General features: G+C 38.2%; 14 protein-coding genes. 13 read left to right on the forward strand and 1 reads right to left on the reverse strand.

Annotation, left to right across the window (positions count from 1 at the left end):
- Positions 1–51: 51 nt before the first annotated feature.
- Complete coding sequence (gene clpB / locus ACZ5XR_RS05240; protein WP_464500621.1) at positions 52–2,649, forward strand: ATP-dependent chaperone ClpB; 2,598 nt, start codon at positions 52–54, stop codon at positions 2,647–2,649.
- 48 nt (positions 2,650–2,697) lie between these two features.
- On the opposite strand, the gene ACZ5XR_RS05245 is transcribed toward clpB, so the two are convergent.
- Positions 2,698–2,880 (reverse strand): YjzD family protein, encoded by a 183-nt coding sequence (locus ACZ5XR_RS05245; RefSeq protein WP_464502229.1) that lies wholly within the window; start codon positions 2,878–2,880, stop codon positions 2,698–2,700.
- Between the two features lie 203 nt (positions 2,881–3,083).
- On the opposite strand from ACZ5XR_RS05245, the gene ACZ5XR_RS05250 reads away from it, so the two are divergent.
- The 12 genes from ACZ5XR_RS05250 to ACZ5XR_RS05305 all read left to right on the forward strand — a co-directional run bounded on the left by ACZ5XR_RS05250 (position 3,084) and on the right by ACZ5XR_RS05305 (position 14,734).
- Positions 3,084–3,806 carry a lipase family protein gene (locus ACZ5XR_RS05250; RefSeq protein WP_464500622.1) on the forward strand — a complete coding sequence of 241 codons (723 nt, stop codon included), beginning with the start codon at positions 3,084–3,086 and terminating at the stop codon, positions 3,804–3,806.
- 79 nt (positions 3,807–3,885) lie between these two features.
- Positions 3,886–4,734, forward strand: coding sequence for a Rossmann-fold NAD(P)-binding domain-containing protein (locus tag ACZ5XR_RS05255; protein WP_464500623.1), 849 nt, complete (start codon positions 3,886–3,888; stop codon positions 4,732–4,734).
- A gap of 174 nt (positions 4,735–4,908) precedes the next feature.
- Entirely contained in the window at positions 4,909–5,103 is a 195-nt protein-coding gene (locus tag ACZ5XR_RS05260) for a ComZ family protein (protein ID WP_464502230.1), read from the forward strand.
- Between the two features lie 251 nt (positions 5,104–5,354).
- Positions 5,355–6,287, forward strand: a complete 933-nt coding sequence (locus tag ACZ5XR_RS05265) for a beta-ketoacyl-ACP synthase III (protein WP_464500624.1) — start codon at positions 5,355–5,357, stop codon at positions 6,285–6,287.
- A 60-nt stretch (positions 6,288–6,347) separates the two neighbouring features.
- Complete coding sequence (fabF, locus tag ACZ5XR_RS05270) at positions 6,348–7,589, forward strand: beta-ketoacyl-ACP synthase II (protein ID WP_464500625.1); 1,242 nt, start codon at positions 6,348–6,350, stop codon at positions 7,587–7,589.
- A gap of 135 nt (positions 7,590–7,724) precedes the next feature.
- Complete coding sequence (locus ACZ5XR_RS05275; protein ID WP_464500626.1) at positions 7,725–8,495, forward strand: DUF2268 domain-containing putative Zn-dependent protease; 771 nt, start codon at positions 7,725–7,727, stop codon at positions 8,493–8,495.
- Between the two features lie 205 nt (positions 8,496–8,700).
- Positions 8,701–9,723: an ABC transporter ATP-binding protein gene (locus tag ACZ5XR_RS05280; RefSeq protein WP_464500627.1), complete on the forward strand. Its 1,023-nt coding sequence runs from the start codon at positions 8,701–8,703 to the stop codon at positions 9,721–9,723.
- The gene (locus ACZ5XR_RS05285; protein WP_464500628.1) at positions 9,710–10,636 is read left to right on the forward strand and encodes an ABC transporter ATP-binding protein; all 927 of its coding nucleotides are present in this window, start codon (positions 9,710–9,712) and stop codon (positions 10,634–10,636) included. Before ACZ5XR_RS05280 ends, ACZ5XR_RS05285 begins: the two co-directional genes overlap by 14 nt.
- 17 nt (positions 10,637–10,653) lie before the next feature.
- Positions 10,654–11,622: an oligopeptide ABC transporter permease gene (opp4B, locus tag ACZ5XR_RS05290; RefSeq protein ID WP_464500629.1), complete on the forward strand. Its 969-nt coding sequence runs from the start codon at positions 10,654–10,656 to the stop codon at positions 11,620–11,622.
- 20 nt (positions 11,623–11,642) lie between these two features.
- A complete protein-coding gene (locus ACZ5XR_RS05295) occupies positions 11,643–12,551 on the forward strand; it encodes an ABC transporter permease (protein WP_464500630.1) in 909 nt (302 codons plus the stop codon).
- Positions 12,552–12,571: 20 nt separating this feature from the next.
- Positions 12,572–14,380: an oligopeptide ABC transporter substrate-binding protein gene (gene opp4A / locus ACZ5XR_RS05300; RefSeq protein ID WP_464500631.1), complete on the forward strand. Its 1,809-nt coding sequence runs from the start codon at positions 12,572–12,574 to the stop codon at positions 14,378–14,380.
- Positions 14,381–14,410: 30 nt separating this feature from the next.
- Entirely contained in the window at positions 14,411–14,734 is a 324-nt protein-coding gene (locus ACZ5XR_RS05305; protein WP_464500632.1) for a hypothetical protein, read from the forward strand.
- The last annotated feature ends 65 nt before the right edge of the window (positions 14,735–14,799 follow it).

Consider the following 14,799-nt stretch of genomic DNA (forward strand, 5'->3'; position numbering starts at 1 on the left):
CATTATAATTAAGTTAATTAGTCAAAAATGGTCAAATCAAGGAGTGAAGAAATGGATTTAAACCGAATGACAGAAAGATTACAAAATGGTTTGTTGGATGCCCAGACACTCGCCATCCAAAAGAATCATCAGGAGGTTGATGAGTCCCATTTATTTTTTACCCTTATAAATCAAGAGGATAGCTTGATTCATTCAATCTTTGAAAAAATAGGATTATCTTCAGACCTTGTTCGGGAACAAATAATGAATGAATTGAACAAAAAGCCACAGGTTACAGGAAGCGGCGCGGAACAGGGGAAGCTATATATTACGGCAAAACTGCAGCGATTGTTTGTAGGTGCAGAAGAGTTTGAAGCTAAATTTTCAGATGATTATTTATCGATAGAGCATATTTTATTGGCGGCGGTCAATTCGGAAGATTCCGTATTAAAAAAAATCATAAGAAGCAATGGAAAAACGCCTGAGAATATTTTGCAGGCAATTAAAGAGATAAGGGGGAACCAAAGAGTGACATCACAAAATCCTGAAGCAGGTTATGATGCCCTAAAAAAATATGGAAGGGATCTGGTTGCGGAAGTGAAAGCAGGGAAAATGGACCCTGTGATTGGAAGGGATACCGAAATCCGCAATGTCATAAGAATTTTATCTCGAAAAACAAAAAATAATCCTGTGCTGATCGGAGAACCGGGAGTAGGAAAAACAGCGATTGTGGAAGGACTTGCTCAAAGAATTGTCAGAAAGGATGTTCCGGAAGGTCTAAAGGATAAAACGATTTTCTCACTGGACATGAGTGCGCTGATAGCAGGGGCAAAATTTAGAGGGGAATTTGAGGAAAGGCTAAAGGCTGTATTAAATGAAGTAAAAAAGAGCGAAGGGCGAATTTTGCTTTTCATTGATGAGATTCATACCATAGTGGGGGCAGGTAAGACAGAAGGGGCAATGGACGCAGGTAATATGTTAAAGCCGATGCTCGCCCGCGGTGAGCTGCATTGTATTGGAGCCACAACACTTGATGAACACCGAAAATATATTGAAAAGGACCCAGCGCTCGAACGCAGATTTCAGCAAGTCCTTGTACAAGAGCCGAATGTAGAGGATACCATTTCGATCCTCCGCGGTTTAAAAGAACGGTTTGAAGTGCACCACGGTGTAAAAATTCATGATCATGCCCTTGTAGCCGCTGCCACTTTATCGAATCGTTATATTACGGATCGCTTTTTACCAGATAAAGCAATCGATTTAGTGGATGAGGCGTGTGCCCTGATTCGGACTGAAATTGATTCAATGCCCACAGAGTTGGATGAAGTGACGCGCAGGGTCATGCAGTTGGAAATTGAAGAAGCAGCCTTAAGAAAGGAAGAGGATGCGGCGAGTAAACTACGGTTAGAAGCTTTATTAAAAGAACTGGCTGACCTGAAGGAACAAGCCGATGCGATGAAAGCAAAATGGCTGAAGGAAAAAGGGAGCATTCAAAAGCTGCAGGAGAAAAGAGAACAAATTGAAAAGCTTCGCTGGGAGCTGCAGCAGGCTGAGGACAAGTATGATTTAAATCGTGCGGCAGAGCTTCGCCATGGGCAAATTCCGTTAGCAGAAAAAGAGCTAAAAGAATTAGAAGCTCAGGCGGCTAAGGGTGAAAAGCTGCTCCGTGAAGAGGTAACCGGTGAAGAAATATCCAATATTGTTTCAAGATGGACAGGGATTCCACTTTCAAAGCTTGTGGAGGGTGAAAGAGAAAAACTTTTAAAGCTCGATTCTCTGTTACATGAACGGGTTATCGGACAAAATGAAGCCGTTCAATTAGTTGCAGATGCAGTACTTCGCGCACGTGCGGGCATTAAGGACCCTAATCGTCCAATTGGTTCCTTCCTTTTCCTGGGTCCAACAGGAGTGGGGAAAACAGAACTTGCAAAAGCCTTGGCAGAATCACTTTTCGATAGTGAAGAACAAATCATCCGCATCGATATGTCTGAATATATGGAAAAGTTTTCTGTTTCCCGATTGATTGGAGCGCCTCCAGGTTATGTTGGCTATGAAGAAGGTGGCCAGTTAACCGAAGCTGTGAGAAGAAGGCCATATTCTGTTATATTGCTGGACGAAATCGAAAAGGCACATCCAGAGGTCTTTAATATTTTATTACAGGCGCTTGATGACGGACGGATTACAGATTCTCAAGGGCGAATCGTAGATTTTAAAAATACCGTAATTATCATGACCTCCAATATAGGGTCTCAGTTTCTGTTAGAAGGTCATGATAATGAATTTGAAATGAAAGAAAACGCACGGGAAAAGGTGTTTTCACAATTACGGGCGCATTTCCGTCCCGAATTTCTTAATAGAATTGACGAGACGATATTGTTTAAACCTTTATCATTGGGAGAAATAAAGAGCATTGTAGTGAAGATGATTAAGGAGCTTGAGGAAAGGCTTAAAGAGCAGAATATCGAAATTTCGATCAATGATGACGCCAAGGAGTATATCGCTGAAAATGGTTTTGATCCGATTTATGGTGCACGGCCATTAAAACGATACATTCAAAGAAATATTGAGACAAAGCTTGCAAGGGAAATTATCGCCGGGAATGTTCACGACCATTCAAAGGTTGTCTTAGAAACTAATAATGGGGAAATAATGGTGCAAATTCAATCTTGAAGAAAAAGAGTCTGCCTCGTAGTCACGGGGCAGACTCTTTTTAGAGAATTAATGTTTTTCAACAGGTTCATTTGGAATCATTGCTGATATAGCGTAAACCAAAATGGTTACGACGACGGCTAAAACGGCACCAACCTGAACATTGAAAGCAGTGCCCGTCATAGAGCTGACTACGTAAGTTACCATTTCAACCAATAATAGAGCCCAGAAAAAAGTCCAAAAATATCGCACAAAATTCACCTCTAACATTATTGCATCTTCTTTTAATCTTACCATAGCATATTAAAATAATAAACGCTAATTTTCATTTTTGTGATTAGTCAATGTGTTTTTATTAATATCATACAAGATGTGTTGAAATAGGCAAATCCCCGTTCATCTTTTGTGAAACCACATACAATATGCTGAGGAAATATGTAAAAGGAGAAATAGCAATGGAGAACCGGAATTTCCTATTGGATTCAGAGTGGAACATCATCCATTACCCTGAAAGACCAACAGGTTTTGCCATATTAATCATCGGTGATGAAAGACATTTTGTGGATGAACAAAACAGCTTTTGGATGCAAAACGAAGGAAAGCTGGCCATAATCGATGAATTAAAGAAATCAGGGTATACCATTTTTTCCTCAAATCTTTATGGGCGAAACTGGGGAAGTGAAAGGGCCGTCGAGCTCGCACAAAGATTATACCAATATGTAATTCGCAGCGAAATCCTAAATAACAAAATTCATATTTTAGCAGAAGGGATGGGAGCTCTTGTTGCTATTAGGTTATTGGAAAAAATGAGCGGACAAATTAGATCAGTGGCATTACTGAATCCAATTTTATCGCTTAAAGGTCATCTGGAACAGGAAAAAGAAAACAAATTTTTTTATAAGAAATTAGTGAAGGAACTGGAAGCCGCCTATCAAATGGATCAAGCAATGCTAGAGGAGGAGTTAATGAAATTTGAAGGGAAAATTACTCGAGAGCCGGTAGTCCCGATTCAAATGATCCAAGTTTTGTCTGGTGGAAAATCTTATAACCAATCAAAGCTCCTTCAGAAATTAGTAAGCGGGACAACAATAAGTCCAACTTTTGTCCTGCCAGAAAAAAAGCCGCAACTCGGAAAAATGTTTATGAAATTTTATAAAAAGTATGAAGATGTCTTATAACCTGCTTCCTCTCCAAAAGAAATATTTCCTTCATTCCTTGCATAGGATTCAATAAGGAATATTTGGGGAGGACGGGTAAATGGACAAGGTAATTCTGTTTGGCGTATTTGATTTTATCAATTTTCATGTTTGTAAGACTTTACTTGAAAAAGGCATTGAAGTAAAGGGGATCCATGTTGAGAATATCGATAGGGTACCCTATCTTGATGAAAAAAGGTTTGAAATAGGCAGGAACGCTAATTTTTATGAGCAATCAATAATGGAATGGAATAATCAACATGACAGTGGGGAAGCCATTGTTTTTTCATTATATGATCTATACATGGACGGTAAGGAAGATATTTTACGAAATGAGGCAGTGACAAAGCCAATTCTTGATTTATTAAAGCAAAATCAAGAAAAAAGCACAATCGCATCATTTTTATTACCGGCCCAAATGGCCGTATATCCACTTGACGAAAGAGCCTTCAGACCATTGCGTGATTTTTTACAACAATCACTCGCAGTTAAACAAGAGCTTCAGCTTATTTATTTACCTTCCATTTATGGTCCTTGGCAGCCACAAACCTTTCTTTTTCAACGAGCTATCTTGACAAAAATGAATCTGCAAGAGAATTTAACGGAAATTCGTGAAGGAACAATGGATGCTTTATTTGTGGAGGATGCCATTGAAACGATGGTGGAAATTATCGATAGCAGGATCCCAGGAAGTTATTTGATTGAAAGCGGCAAGAAAAATCATTGGCAAAGGTGCGCTGCATATTTAAATATTGATAATAATCCCGGGAAAAAGAACAAGCTTGAATTGGATTTAGGTGAAGAAGAAATCAAAAGAGTTCCAATAAAAAATGTTACATCTATAGATGATTCTCTCACAAAGCAAACAATCCATTGGCAAAGATTGCTCGAAAAAGATCAATATAGATAATAATACTGCATCTTATGGTTAGCGATATAACTTTTCATTTCATTTCATAAAAGGTAGAATATAAAGGGCGAAATGTCACTGACATTCCGTCCTTTATATTTGGAATGTACAGCATATTCCAACGCTAATTACAAAGTTTAAAATCAACAGAATTGAAGGAGAATACATATGAATATGGATGAAAAGTCATTACAATTTATGCAAATCGCTATGAAGTATTTACCTGAAGCCAAGGACCAGTTGGACAAGGCTGGTATTGAATTATCGATGGATTTAATTCAGCCATTTATGAACTTATTTTCAAAAGTAATGCAAGAGGCCTATGAGCTTGGTTTAGCTGATGCACAAAAGGTCAGTAATCAAGGCTAAAAAATAAGCTGCCAGGCAGCTTATTTTTTTTCAAACTCATTCCAATAAAGATGACTATACAGAAATTTTCTATTAATAGATAATGAAAATTAAATTCATAAAATGGATGGGCAATTGCGGATGATAATGATGTATTTAACAGTTGCTTAAATATAGTTCTTTTTGCTAAAATTAGTACCAAGTCATAATAATTGATAATAAGCCTAAGGAGTTTTATTGCAGGATTACAAATACAGAAGGAGATGGCTTCGATGAGAGCTGGTATTGTAGGGATAGGAAGATATTTACCAGAAAAAGTTGTAACTAATGCTGATTTAGAAAAAGTGATGGATACATCAGATGAATGGATTCGAACAAGAACGGGTATTGAAGAGCGAAGAATTGCCGAGGATAATATTGACACCTCTGATATGGCTTATGAGGCAGCACAAAATGCTATTAAAGATGCCGGAATAACTCCTATGGATATAGATTTAATACTTGTAGCTACTGTCACACCAGATCACCCGTTTCCATCTGTTGCTTGCTTGATTCAAGAGCGTCTAGGCGCAAAAAAAGCAGCCGCCATGGATATTAGTGCGGCATGTGCCGGTTTTATGTATGGAATTATTACAGCAAAGCAGTTTATTGAATCAGAAGTTTATAAGAATATTCTTGTAGTAGGTGTTGAAAAACTTTCAAAAATCACCGACTGGAATGATCGTAATACCGCCGTTTTATTCGGGGATGGAGCTGGAGCGGCCATCATTGGACCTGTTTCCGGTGATAGAGGAATTCTTTCCTTTGAACTTGGCGCAGATGGTGTAGGGGCAAAGCACCTCTATCAAGATGAATATATAATAATGAACGGTCGAGAAGTTTTCAAATTTGCAGTCCGCCAAATGGGAGAAAGCTGTGTAAATGTTCTTGAAAAAGCTGGACTAACAAATGAGGATGTAGACCTTCTTATTCCGCACCAAGCTAATATACGTATTATGGAAGCATCTCGTCAAAGATTGGAGCTTCCTGCAGAAAAAATGTCAAAAACAGTTCATAAGTATGGCAATACCTCATCCGCCTCGATCCCAATCTCAATCGTCGAAGAGGTAGAAGCAGGCAAAATAAAAGATGACGATGTCATTGTCATGGTTGGATTCGGCGGTGGATTAACCTGGGGGGCTATTGCGATTCGCTGGGGAAAATAATGAGAGTTTTTTATAAATAATATAAATAGGGAAAGTTAGATAGACAAGGAGTTGGATTTTATGGAAAAACGTAGAGTAGTGGTTACCGGCATTGGTGCAGTAACACCGCTTGGACTTGATGCTGAAACTACCTGGAAACATATTATTGAAGGAAAATCTGGGGTAGGACCATTAACCAGAGTGAATGCTGATGAGTATCCGGCTAAAGTTGCCGCTCAAATTAATGATTTTAATCCAGAAGTTTTCATGGATCGAAAAGAAGCAAGAAAAATGGACCGGTTTACCCAATATGCTGTAGCCTCTTCCATTATGGCTGTAAAAGATGCCAACCTTACTATAAATGAAGAAAATTCAGATCGTGTTGGAGTTTGGATTGGTTCAGGTATCGGCGGCATGGAAACGTTCGAAGAACAATTTGAAACCTTTCAAAAAAGAGGATACCGCCGAGTCAGCCCTTTCTTTGTTCCTATGCTGATTCCTGACATGGCAACAGGGCAAGTTTCCATTACTCTTGGAGCCAGAGGGTTTAACTCCTGTACTGTTACGGCCTGTGCAACCGGGACCAATTCCATTGGAGATGCCTTCAAAGTCATCCAGCGCGGCGATGCAGATGTAATGATTTCAGGTGGTGCTGAAGCCCCAATTACGAAAATGTCTGTTGCCGGCTTCTGTGCCAATACAGCATTATCGACAAATCCAGATCCATTGACTGCCAGCCGTCCGTTTGATAAGAACCGTGATGGTTTTGTTATTGGTGAAGGAGCAGGAATTGTTGTATTAGAAGAATTAGAGCATGCTTTAGCACGAGGCGCTAAAATATATGCAGAAATTATCGGATATGGTGCAACAGGTGATGCGTATCATATAACGGCACCTGCTCCTGGAGGCGAGGGTGGAGCAAGGGCAATGAAAATGGCCATAAACGACGGCGGATTAAAGCCGGAAGATATTGACTATATTAATGCTCACGGTACAAGTACCGAATATAATGATAAGTTTGAAACTCTTGCAGTGAAGGAAGTATTCGGCGAACATGCCTATAAACTGGCGATGAGCTCAACAAAATCAATGACAGGGCACCTACTCGGGGCTGCCGGCGGTGTTGAAGCAATTTTCACCGTGCTGACCATGAGAGACAGCATCCTCCCACCGACAATTAATTATGAAACGCCTGACCCTGAATGTGACCTTGATTATGTAGTAAATAAAGCACGGCAAAAAGAAGTAAAAGCAGCAATGAGCAATTCGTTAGGCTTTGGCGGACACAACGCAACAATCGTGTTTAGAAAATACGAAAAATAATAAAAGAGACTGTCTCAAAAGGGAAAACCTTTTTGAGACAGTCTCTTTTTATTATGTATGATTAATAAAAAGAACCACTCTTCTCCTTCGACATAAACTATTAACAGAAGATACTGGAAAAAATGGAGTGAGGAAATGGGAATCATTCGTACAGACCAGTGGATGAAGGATGAATTTGACCGCCCCGCGAAAATCTGCGAAAAACTCCTTCCACATTTTAAAGGAATGGATCCGACCGATATTTATAACCAATTATTGAAATATGGGATGTACCGCCCATCAATGACTACGAAGAACAATTTCAATTTGATGCTAAAGGAGAAAGCATGGGATAAGGTGGAAGGCTTATTACAGTATTACAAAAATAAATGGGCTGGTCCGGATATACCCATCTTTCTTTTTCCAATCGGCCAATCAAGAGGTTTTTTTTTCAGACAGGAACGAAATAAATCAGGGGTTTCTTATCCAGACAAAATGTTTCTGTTTATTTCAGATTTTGAGGACCCTAAGGAACTGGAAGCGCTTTTCGTTCATGAATATCATCATGTCTGCAGGCTGAGCAGGATGAATAAAAAAATGGAGGCTTATACCCTGTTAGATTCCATTGTGATTGAAGGACTTGCGGAATATGCTGTACTAAAAAATTGCGGCAGAAAATATTTGGCCGAATGGTGTGAGATGTATACAGATAAAGAAATGGAAAAACTATGGGAAGTGTTTATCGTGAATCAATTACACCGGAGAAAAAATGAAAGAGTTCACGATGAACTTCTTTATGGTGGAGGAAGAATACCAAAACTGCTTGGTTATGCGATTGGGTTCAACGTAGTGGAAAAATACTATAGTAATCATAACTATTCTACAAAACTATCATTTTCGATCCCGTCAACAAAATTTATAGAATAAATAAGGAGAAAACTTGGAATATCAGGTTTTCTTTTTTTTTCCAAAAATTTAAAAATAATAATTTTCTAAAAAATATTGCAATTGTAAAAATTCTGTAATAAACTTTTAATTAGATATACAAAATACATATAATGTTAGAAATAGAAATTATTATTATTTAAGAGATAAGGTTTTTATAGATTGATCGATTTAAGGGGGATTTAGATTGCTTAATCATCCACTTTTACAAGTGCAGAACCTTCGTACGTCATTTCGAATAGAAAACGACTATTTTGCTGCAGTAGATAATGTCAATCTAACAGTTAATGAGAATGAAGTGGTTGCGATAGTTGGAGAATCGGGATGCGGAAAAAGCGCGTTAGCTTTGTCAATAATGGGATTGCACACAAAGGAAAGAACAAAGCAGGAAGGGGATGTGATTTTTAAAGGGAAAAATCTGCTCTCACTTTCAACTGCAGAGATTAATAAAATTCGCGGAAAAGAGATAGGAATGATCTTCCAAGACCCATTAACAGCTCTTAACCCGCTTATGACATGTGGAAAACAAATTGAAGAAACAATGGTCAATCATACGAATTTATCAAGTTCTGAAAGAAGAGCAAAAACCATTGGTCTTTTGAAAAGGGTTGGAATTCCTAACCCTGAGCGAACCTACAACCAATATCCTCATGAATTATCCGGAGGGATGCGTCAACGTGTCGTAATCGCAATTGCTGTTGCTTGTGATCCGTTGCTGGTCATTGCAGATGAACCGACAACGGCATTAGATGTAACCATTCAAGCGCAAATAATGGATTTGCTGAAAGAACTGCAAAAGCAAACGAAAGCAGGCATCATCCTCATTACACATGATCTCGGGGTAGTCGCTGAAATGGCGGACCGGGTTGCTGTCATGTACGCAGGAGAAATCGTCGAAATCGCAGACGTAAATACACTATTTGGAAATCCGTTACATCCATACACAAGGTCATTATTAAATTCCATCCCATCATCTACATCTAATAAGGGAAGATTGCATGTCATTCAAGGAATTGTTCCTTCTCTTCAAAAGTTGCCAAGAAAAGGATGCCGCTTTAAAGATAGGATTGAATGGATCCATCAACATGAACATGAGGAAAATCCAGTAATGAGAGAAGTGGAACCAAACCATTATGTCCGGTGCACCTGCTTTAAGAACTTTCACTTTCCAGAAAAAAACATGGGAGACGTAAACTATGGAATTTCTTAAAATTAATAATCTTAAAGTGCATTATCCAATACGCGGTGGTTTTTTCAAAAGAGTAGTGGGGCATGTAAAGGCAGTTGACGATATCAGCTTTGAATTAAAACAAGGCGAAACTTATGGACTTGTTGGTGAATCCGGCTGCGGGAAAACAACGACTGGACGTGCATTAATTGGACTCATTAAGGCAACCTCAGGAGAAATCCTTTTTGAAAACCAGAATCTGATGAATCTGAGCCGCAGAGAATTTCATAAGCATCGCCAAGATATTCAAATGATTTTTCAAGATCCCTATTCATCTTTAAATCCAAGAAAACGAGTGTTGGATATCGTTGCGGAACCGCTGAGGAATTTTGAAAAACTATCACCTACTGAAGAAAGAAAAAAAGTGCAGTTTTACATAGAAAAGGTAGGATTAAATCCAGAATCCATTTTCAAGTATCCCCATGAATTTTCAGGCGGACAAAGACAGCGAATTGGGATTGCCAGAGCGCTGACGCTTAAACCGAAGTTAATTATTGCTGATGAACCCGTTTCTGCCCTCGATGTGTCCGTTCAAGCGCAGGTTTTAAACTTTATGCAGGATATTCAAAAAGAGTTTAATCTGACCTACTTATTCATTAGTCATGATTTAGGGATTATTCAGCACATGTGCGATCGTATTGGGATCATGTATCGCGGTCAATTTGTTGAAGAAGGGACAAGTAAAGATATATATACAAACCCTCAGCATATATATACAAAGAGATTAATTTCCGCTATCCCGGATATTGATCCGAAAAATAGAGAGAAACAAAAACAGCTTCGGGAAGAGATTAGCAATGAATATGAAAATTCATATCAAAAGTATTTTAATGATGAGGGAAAAGTTTATAATCTTAAATCTATTACGGACACACATTCAGTTGCACTTCCATAGAGAGGGGTTTGTAAGAAATGTTCAAATTTATTTTACGTAGAATCATAGTGATGATCCCTCAGTTATTTATTTTAAGTATTCTAATCTTTCTATTAGCAAAGGCCATGCCTGGGGATGCATTAACGGGTCAATTGGCAAGCAATCCTAAAATGGATGCTCAAACCCTGCATGAATTAAAACAAAAACTTGGAATGCTTGATCCGTTACCAGTTCAATATGGCAGATGGCTTAAGGGATTGTTTCATGGAGATTTAGGATTGTCCATTATCCATCAAATACCGGTAACACAATTGCTGGCCGGGAAAATGTGGAACACTGTTCTATTAGGTTTCGCCATCCTCATTCTTAGTTACGCCATTTCAATCCCGCTAGGAATTATTGGTGGAAGATACACGAATTCCTTGGCAGATAAAATGATTGTTGGTTACAACTATGTAACGTTTGCTACACCTCTATTCATTTTTGCATTATTAGTATTATTTATTTTCGGTTTTGTTCTAGGTTGGTTTCCTACCAGCGGCAGCGTAGACATTCGGGTACAGGATGGGACTTTCGCCTATTACATGAGTAAAATTAACCACCTTATTTTACCGGCATTTTCAGGTGCTATTGTCAGTACGACCGTTACTATTCAATATTTACGGAATGAAATCATAGATACAAAAATTAAGGACTTTGTTAAGACAGCAAGATCTAAAGGGGTCAGCGAATCTAAAGTTTATACACGACATATTTTTAGAAACTCTCTATTGCCTATAGCAGCTTTTCTTGGCTATGAAATTGTCTATTTAATAGGCGGTTCCGTCTTCTTGGAATCAATTTATGGATATCCGGGGATTGGACAGTTATTCGTCTCTTCCATTTCACAGCGTGACTTTAGTGTTGTTACTGCACTGGTCATGATATCCGGTTTGGCAACACTAGTAGGAACATTACTTTCAGATATCATTTTAAGTGCTGTTGATCCACGAATCAGAATTGAATAACATGTAGAGAGGGATTTGATATGAAAGTTGAAATCGTTAATCCTAAGAAACAAAATGTGAAAACCAAGGATAAAACCGGCGTACTTTCAATTTTGTGGAGAGAGATTGTGAAAGATAAATTGGCATTGGGATCCTTAATCCTTTTAGGTCTCATTCTAATTATTGTTTATGGAGCGTCTATCCTATTAAATCAAGAAAAAATTGTCACGGTAGATTTGTTATCGATTTACTCGCCTCCATCTTCGGAACATTGGCTTGGGACAGATTATGGGGGAAGAGATATATTTGGCCAGCTGATCATTGGGGCTAAAAACTCATTTACTATTGGATTATTTATTACTTTATTGACAGGCTGTATTGGTCTTTGTATGGGATTATGTGCAGGTTATTTTGGCGGTAAGGTTGATAATATGATCATGCGTATTATCGATTTTTTTCTAATCCTTCCAAGCTTAATGCTGATCATTGTTTTTGTTACTATTGCTCCAAAATATAATGTTTACACCTTTGTGTTAATTATGAGTGCATTCTTGTGGACAGGGAAAGCTAGATTAATAAGGTCAAAAACCCTGGCTGAAAGAGAACTTGATTATGTAAGTGCTTCCAAAACACTTGGAACTCCCGATTGGAAAATTATTTTCCGAGAAGTGCTCCCTAACTTAAGCTCTATTATTATTGTCAATCTAACCCTTAATCTAGCAGGTAATATTGGGATTGAATCGGGGTTGACTTATTTAGGATTCGGGCTGCCGGAGAGTACGCCAAGCTTGGGAACTCTTATCAGCTATGCAACAAATCCGGATGTTTTAGAAAATAAATGGTGGGTCTGGTTACCTGCATCATTACTAATTTTAGTAATGATGTTGAGTATAAATTATATCGGCCAAGCATTTAAACGCGCAGCCGATGCAAGGCAAAGATTAGGATAAAAAAGGGGGAAAAATGAAGGATGAAGAAAAGTAAATTAGTCAAGGTTATTACTCCTGTCGTTGCTCTAGGATTGGTAGCATCAGCATGCAGCAGTTCAACGAGCAACAACAGTTCCACAGACGGCGGCAGTAAAAAACCAACTGCTTCAAGTCAGAAGCCGCAAGAAAACATCGGGAACTTCCCATTGGTTAAAAATGCAGACAAACAGCCAATAGCGGATGGAACTCTAAATTATGGGGAAGTTTCAGATACTCCATTTGAGGGCACGTTAAACTATGCTTTCTATGATGGTCAGCCAGACGCAGACGTTCTTCAATTTTTTGATGAGCCATTATTCTCCACAAATGGTGACTATGAATTTACCAATGATGGTGCAGCAACCTATCAAATGTCAAACAACAATAAGACCATTACTGTAAAAATTAAAGACAATGTAAATTGGACAGATGGTCAGCCTGTTACTGCACAAGATTATGAATATTCATTTTTAGTAATCGGAAACAAAGATTACACAGGTGTACGCTACGGTGACGCTATTATCCAAAGCATTGTTGGTATGGACAAATACCATGCCGGTAAAGCCAAAAACATTTCAGGTATCAAAATTATTAATAACAAAACACTTTCGATTACTTTCACGAAAGCAAACCCATCTTTATTAACTGGTTTATGGCCATATGCAATGCCAAAACATTACTTAGGTGATATTCCTATTAAAGATTTAGCAAAATCTGATAAAATCCATAAGACTCCACTTGGTTTTGGTGCATTCAAGATTAAAAAGATGGTTCCGGGTGAATCAGTTGAGTTCGTACGTAATGATGATTACTATGCAGGTAAACCTAAGCTAAAAAGCATTATTTTTAAAGTTGTTAACCCTAAGGTTGTTTTACAATCACTTAAAACGGGTGATATTGATATTGCCGAATATCCGGTTGATCAATACACCGCTGCAAAAGGAGCTAAGAACTTCAGTTTTGTCGGAAAAGTTGATTTAGCGTACAGCTATATTGGCTTTAAATTAGGCCACTGGGATGCTAAAAAAGGTGTTAACGTAATGGATAACCCTAAATTCCAAGACAAGAGATTGCGTCAAGCGATGGCCTATGCTTTAGATGAAAAATCTGTTGGTGAAAAACTATACAATGGACTGCGTTTCCCTGCTACTTCGCTAATTCCACCATCATTCGCAAGCTGGTCTAACCCAAATGCGGACTCAGTTGGTTACGATCCTGCCAAAGCGAAACAATTATTGGATGCAGCAGGATATAAGGATGTTGATGGTGATGGACTTCGTGAAGATCCAAATGGTAAAAAATTCCATATCAATTTCTTGTCCATGAGCGGTTCAGACGTTGCGGAACCACTTGCTAACTTCTATATTCAATCCTGGAAAAATGTTGGTTTAGATGTATCGCTTGTAGATGGACGTTTGGCAGAATTCAACTCCTTCTATAAAATGGTTCAAAACGATGATCCTAAAGTTGACATTTATGCTGGTGCATGGGGAACTGGTACTGACGTAGACCCATACGGATTATATGGAAGAGACGTACCATTTAACTATTCTCACTTCGTAAGTGCGCAAAATGACCAGTTATTAGCTGATGGTCATTCAGAAAAAGCATTCGATCATGCTTATCGTAAACAAGTTTACGATCAATGGCAAAAATATATGAACGATGAAATGCCGATCATTCCGACATTGTTCCGTTCAGTCATTTATGCAGTAAATAATCGTGTAACAGATTATACTGTTGATCCTAAAGATAGCAGTTTTGTATGGTCAAAAGTTGGTGTTTCAAGCAACACTCCTGATGCAGAATAATTAAAAAAACCATTCATGGCGAATTCGACCATGACTGGTTTTTTTTTGATGCAGAATGAAAACAAAAATAATTCATATACATATGGTAAACCAAAAAATGGACAAGTTTTATATGGAAAAATGGGAGTGGAAATAGGTGTGGGATTTAGGATATTTTTCTATATAATTGGTTATTTAATGGCTGTTTCCGGAGGCATCATTTCAATCGCTTACTTAAATTTACTTTCCATTGGTTATGAAGTAATCGAATACTTTCAGTTTATCCTTCATCAATCAGCATGTTTATTATTACCAATTGGGATCATCATCGTATCTCTAAGTATTTACTTTCCAAAAACAAGTAATAAAACATGACTGGAGCAAAATATATATAAAGGAATAATTTAACTAAGGTCTGCCCATACTGATTGACAAACAGT

This window comes from Neobacillus sp. Fa239 (assembly GCF_055395235.1).

What these genes read in the sequence shown, in the direction of transcription:
- ACZ5XR_RS05285 (WP_464500628.1), top strand. Translation starts at nt 9,710, where the DNA reads ATGGAATTTCTTAAAATTAATAATCTTAAAGTGCATTATCCAATACGC.
- clpB (WP_464500621.1), top strand. Translation starts at nt 52, where the DNA reads ATGGATTTAAACCGAATGACAGAAAGATTACAAAATGGTTTGTTGGAT.
- ACZ5XR_RS05275 (WP_464500626.1), top strand. Translation starts at nt 7,725, where the DNA reads ATGGGAATCATTCGTACAGACCAGTGGATGAAGGATGAATTTGACCGC.
- ACZ5XR_RS05265 (WP_464500624.1), top strand. Translation starts at nt 5,355, where the DNA reads ATGAGAGCTGGTATTGTAGGGATAGGAAGATATTTACCAGAAAAAGTT.
- ACZ5XR_RS05295 (WP_464500630.1), top strand. Translation starts at nt 11,643, where the DNA reads ATGAAAGTTGAAATCGTTAATCCTAAGAAACAAAATGTGAAAACCAAG.
- fabF (WP_464500625.1), top strand. Translation starts at nt 6,348, where the DNA reads ATGGAAAAACGTAGAGTAGTGGTTACCGGCATTGGTGCAGTAACACCG.
- ACZ5XR_RS05255 (WP_464500623.1), top strand. Translation starts at nt 3,886, where the DNA reads ATGGACAAGGTAATTCTGTTTGGCGTATTTGATTTTATCAATTTTCAT.
- ACZ5XR_RS05305 (WP_464500632.1), top strand. Translation starts at nt 14,411, where the DNA reads ATGACTGGTTTTTTTTTGATGCAGAATGAAAACAAAAATAATTCATAT.
- opp4A (WP_464500631.1), top strand. Translation starts at nt 12,572, where the DNA reads ATGAAGAAAAGTAAATTAGTCAAGGTTATTACTCCTGTCGTTGCTCTA.
- ACZ5XR_RS05260 (WP_464502230.1), top strand. Translation starts at nt 4,909, where the DNA reads ATGGATGAAAAGTCATTACAATTTATGCAAATCGCTATGAAGTATTTA.
- opp4B (WP_464500629.1), top strand. Translation starts at nt 10,654, where the DNA reads ATGTTCAAATTTATTTTACGTAGAATCATAGTGATGATCCCTCAGTTA.
- ACZ5XR_RS05250 (WP_464500622.1), top strand. Translation starts at nt 3,084, where the DNA reads ATGGAGAACCGGAATTTCCTATTGGATTCAGAGTGGAACATCATCCAT.